At 65.4% G+C, this 3,296-nt stretch carries 7 protein-coding genes and 1 pseudogene; all 8 read right to left on the bottom strand.

Features of this window, described 5'->3' with window-relative positions; translation table 11 throughout:
- Positions 1 to 290 (bottom strand): annotated as a pseudogene (locus H0W38_RS19290) (hypothetical protein); the annotation flags it as partial.
- Positions 287 to 535: a hypothetical protein gene (locus H0W38_RS19285; RefSeq protein WP_292457199.1), complete on the bottom strand. Its 249-nt coding sequence runs from the start codon at positions 533 to 535 to the stop codon at positions 287 to 289. The pseudogene H0W38_RS19290 and the gene H0W38_RS19285, both read right to left, overlap by 4 nt.
- An 86-nt stretch (positions 536 to 621) precedes the next feature.
- Positions 622 to 870, bottom strand: a complete 249-nt coding sequence (locus H0W38_RS19280; protein ID WP_292457196.1) for a hypothetical protein — start codon at positions 868 to 870, stop codon at positions 622 to 624.
- Complete coding sequence (locus tag H0W38_RS19275; protein WP_292457193.1) at positions 867 to 1,268, bottom strand: recombination protein NinB; 402 nt, start codon at positions 1,266 to 1,268, stop codon at positions 867 to 869. Before H0W38_RS19275 ends, H0W38_RS19280 begins: the two co-directional genes overlap by 4 nt.
- Entirely contained in the window at positions 1,265 to 2,287 is a 1,023-nt protein-coding gene (locus H0W38_RS19270; protein WP_292457190.1) for a site-specific DNA-methyltransferase, read from the bottom strand. The genes H0W38_RS19275 and H0W38_RS19270 overlap by 4 nt, the downstream gene beginning before the upstream one ends.
- Positions 2,284 to 2,529, bottom strand: a complete 246-nt coding sequence (locus H0W38_RS19265; protein WP_292457187.1) for a hypothetical protein — start codon at positions 2,527 to 2,529, stop codon at positions 2,284 to 2,286. The genes H0W38_RS19270 and H0W38_RS19265 overlap by 4 nt, the downstream gene beginning before the upstream one ends.
- Positions 2,526 to 3,074, bottom strand: a complete 549-nt coding sequence (locus tag H0W38_RS19260) for a hypothetical protein (RefSeq protein ID WP_292457185.1) — start codon at positions 3,072 to 3,074, stop codon at positions 2,526 to 2,528. The genes H0W38_RS19265 and H0W38_RS19260 overlap by 4 nt, the downstream gene beginning before the upstream one ends.
- Positions 3,071 to 3,296, bottom strand: a 226-nt coding sequence (locus tag H0W38_RS19255) for a hypothetical protein (RefSeq protein ID WP_292457184.1), incomplete at its 5' end; no start/stop codon positions are given. The genes H0W38_RS19255 and H0W38_RS19260, both read right to left, overlap by 4 nt.

The following is a 3,296-nucleotide window of genomic DNA, read 5'->3' as shown; positions in this document are numbered from 1 at the left end:
CGCTCGTGTGCTCGCTGCCACATCTGCCGGCGTGCCTCGCGCGACAGGAATGGGCCCTGATCGAGTTTGGTGTGGCAGCGGTGGCACAGGCTTGCGCACTTGTCGTCGCTCGCCTTGATCGAGCGGCCCTTGCCGTGCACGGATTGGTTGCTGTGCGCCCCACACACTGTTCCGTCGATGGCGCCACAGATAGCGCCTTCGCTCTTGCTGTTGCCTTGGCAAGGAATCTCGCGGTAGGCGCGCATCAGGGCCGGGCTGCGGATGTAGGCGGTTTTCGGGAAAGTGGTCATGCGGCAACGTCCACCCGCGCCGAATGGGTCGCCGGCTCATCTCCCGCCCTCATGACAGCCAGCACCCGCAAGGCAGATTCCACGTCGCACACAACCGCCAGCGTCCCGCCCTGCCATTCGGCACGCCACTTGCGTTGATCGGGAGTGAGCCGGCGTTCGCTCGGGCAGCGTGAGCCGTCCTTGACTTCGATGAGCGCGGTTTTGCCGGAGGCGCCGACCAGTAAATCCGGCACGCCGTCAGCCACTCCCGCGAGACTGCAAACGGTAGCCCCGGCGGCTCTGAGTGCGGCCACGATGTCGGGTTGGTTGGCGTCGATGCGATGGGCACGCCTCACGGCTTCCACGCCCCTAGCCGCTGATCGAACGCCTGCTCCACGCCCAGCCCGGCCAGCGCCGGCTTTGCGGTGCTCGGCGCAGGCTCGGTCCACTCGCGTGAGTGCGCGTCCTTGTGCGAGCACATCGCGGCCAACGGGTTCGGCTTGATGCGGTCGAGCACGGCTAGCAGGCGCTCCGAGGTCAGCGCGTAGGCCGCGCAGTCCTCTGGATCGTCCGGGTACATCAGGATCGGCCAATCGTTCATGCGTCCTCCGTTTTCTGCATAGCGGGCTGATGCGCAGCCCACGCTTCGATGAAGGCGATCAACTCGCTGCATTCGCTGTTGCTCAGGCTCGATGTCCGGCGGAAAACGATGTCAACCCCAGCGCCGTCGAGCGCCGGCAGCATCACGACCGGCTCACCTGTGGCGCGACACCATGCGGCCGTGAGCAGCCGCTTCCATGTCTCGATGTCCCAGCGGCGGCCGGCCCATTCGCAGCGGTCGGCGATCTCGTTCAGGTGGGCGTGCAAGGCTGCGTTTTGGTCGCCTGAGCGCGTCGGCTCGGCCACCGTGACCACGTAGCCCTCTGGCGCCTCTGCAATGCACCGTGCAGCGTTCTGCCGGGCCTGCAGATGGACGAGGCGGAATACTCGCTTGCTCATGCCGCCTCCACCTCTGCAAACAGCGGTGCATCAGCGGCGATGCGGCGGCGGGCGATCTCGATGTATTCGGCAGACAGTTCGATCCCGATGCCGTCGAAGCCCTCAAGCTCCGCCGCTTTCATGGTGCTGCCGCTGCCCATGAACGGGTCGAGCACGGTGCCGCCCTTTGGGGTGACGAGCCGGCACAGGTAGCGCATCAGGTCGGTGGGCTTTACTGTTGGGTGATGGTTCGCGCGTGGCATCGTGCTTTTCTTGCCGATGCTCAGATCCTCATCGCCGCCCCAAACACTGACGACCGACTCTGGCATTCCTTGCAGGCCATCGTTGCGGTCGGCGCGGTCGGCCTTGGCGCAGTAGAAGAACCGAGCGGCGCTGCGGTCTAACGGAAACACCGCCAGCACCTCATCGCTGCCGTCGTGGATCAGATTGGCGGGCCAGCGGCCGGTCGCAGTCATCGCCGCCTCGCTCTCGGCCGTGTTGCCGAACATCGAGTCGCCTGCAGCGCGGCGGATGGACGCCCGTAGGTGGCTGTTTTGCGCGAGCGTCCCGCCCTCGACGGGCACATGTGGCACCCTACACGCGTCGATGTTTAAGCCGCCTGTGCCATGCGCCAGCACGTTCGCCGCGACGGTGCCGATGAGCGGCTTGCGGGCCATGCAGATTGGCTCCCATGCCGGCTTGAGCGCAGTACCGCCCCATTCACCGTTGTGAGACTTCGGGAAGCCGCTGGCAAACACCCAACCGATCTGGTCGCGCACCTCAAACCCAGCATCCTCGATGGCGCACACCATGCGGTGATAGGTGCGAGTGCCTGAGAAGGCGAGAAGATGGCCTCCGGGTTTGAGCACGCGCAGCGCCTCGCGCCATGTGTTCGCGTCGTTGGCAACGCCGGTCGAGTCCCACGACTTGCCCATGAAGCCGAGTTCGTAGGGCGGGTCAGTCACGATGCTGTCCACCGATGCCTCCGGCAGCGTGGCCATCACAGCCCTGCAATCACCCTGGAGGACGCGAACGCTCATGCCCGGCTCCTGAACTTGAGCCCGTTGAACCAGCGCCGGATCACGTAGCTGCGCACGAGGCTGATGACGGTGAACCAAGCCCCGATCGCGAGGTTCGTGGACAGGGGCACATGGATGCCGAACATCGGGAAGATGGCGAGTTGAGAGAGCAGCGCGACGGCGTATCCAACGGCCACGTTCGCGCACGACTCGACGGCGCTATGGAATCGGCTTTGCCCGGAGAGGGGGATGCGGACGCTCATGCGGCCTCCAGATACCGGCCGATTCCGAGCGTCTTGAACCCACCAACCACCGGCCCCGTCACCGTGAACCGATGATCCTTGCCGCTCGGGCAGATGGTCGGCTTGAGGCCCACGGGGATCACCACTACCGCTGCCTTGATCGTCTGAGTGGAAGGCTTGGTGTTGTCCTGGCGCCAGTGGTTGACAGCCGGCTTTGGCGTCTTGTTCGGCGCGCGAGCCTTCCTCGGCTTGCTGGGCTTGGCGGCGGATTTCCTGCGGTGCGCGGCCCGCCTGCGCATGAGGTCGGCATCCTTGATGGCCTGCGCAAGCACCGCCTGCTCGGCCTCGAACAACGGGGTGAATGCCGCCGCGCTCGATGCGTCCGGGAAGTAGTGCGAGTGCTTGCGTGAGCCGATGCAAAAAACTTGCCCGGCCGCGCACAAGCGCTTGAGTTCGGCGCTGACGTGGTTGATCGTGATGCCGGATGCCGCGGCGATCTCGGCCTGCCGGGCGCCGCGCGGGCCGCAGGCGGCGACGGCGGCGATGATGCGTTGTTTGACGGTCATGAGTCCTTCCTTGCGCCCATTGCACGCGGGCGGATGACGTGGAGGCTCTCGACCTTGCCGAACCGCACGAGCGTGTAAACGACGTTGCGCGCCGCGTTAATCGAGCAGCCGAATTTCGTGCAGATGTCCTCGAATGTGAGTTCCTCGTCTTGGTTTGCCTCGAAGAACTCGCGCACGCGAGACTGCAGGCTGTTGGGGATGCGGGTTCTCATGTTGTCTCCC

The organism is Methylibium sp. (assembly GCF_013817365.1).
GTDB lineage: Bacteria > Pseudomonadota > Gammaproteobacteria > Burkholderiales > Burkholderiaceae_C > Methylibium.
The sequence above is the reverse complement of the archived record's forward strand: the minus strand, read 5'-3'. Positions and strand labels throughout refer to the sequence as shown.

What these genes read in the sequence shown, in the direction of transcription:
- H0W38_RS19275 (WP_292457193.1), bottom strand. Translation starts at nt 1,268, where the DNA reads ATGAGCAAGCGAGTATTCCGCCTCGTCCATCTGCAGGCCCGGCAGAAC.
- H0W38_RS19265 (WP_292457187.1), bottom strand. Translation starts at nt 2,529, where the DNA reads ATGAGCGTCCGCATCCCCCTCTCCGGGCAAAGCCGATTCCATAGCGCC.
- H0W38_RS19270 (WP_292457190.1), bottom strand. Translation starts at nt 2,287, where the DNA reads ATGAGCGTTCGCGTCCTCCAGGGTGATTGCAGGGCTGTGATGGCCACG.
- H0W38_RS19280 (WP_292457196.1), bottom strand. Translation starts at nt 870, where the DNA reads ATGAACGATTGGCCGATCCTGATGTACCCGGACGATCCAGAGGACTGC.
- H0W38_RS19260 (WP_292457185.1), bottom strand. Translation starts at nt 3,074, where the DNA reads ATGACCGTCAAACAACGCATCATCGCCGCCGTCGCCGCCTGCGGCCCG.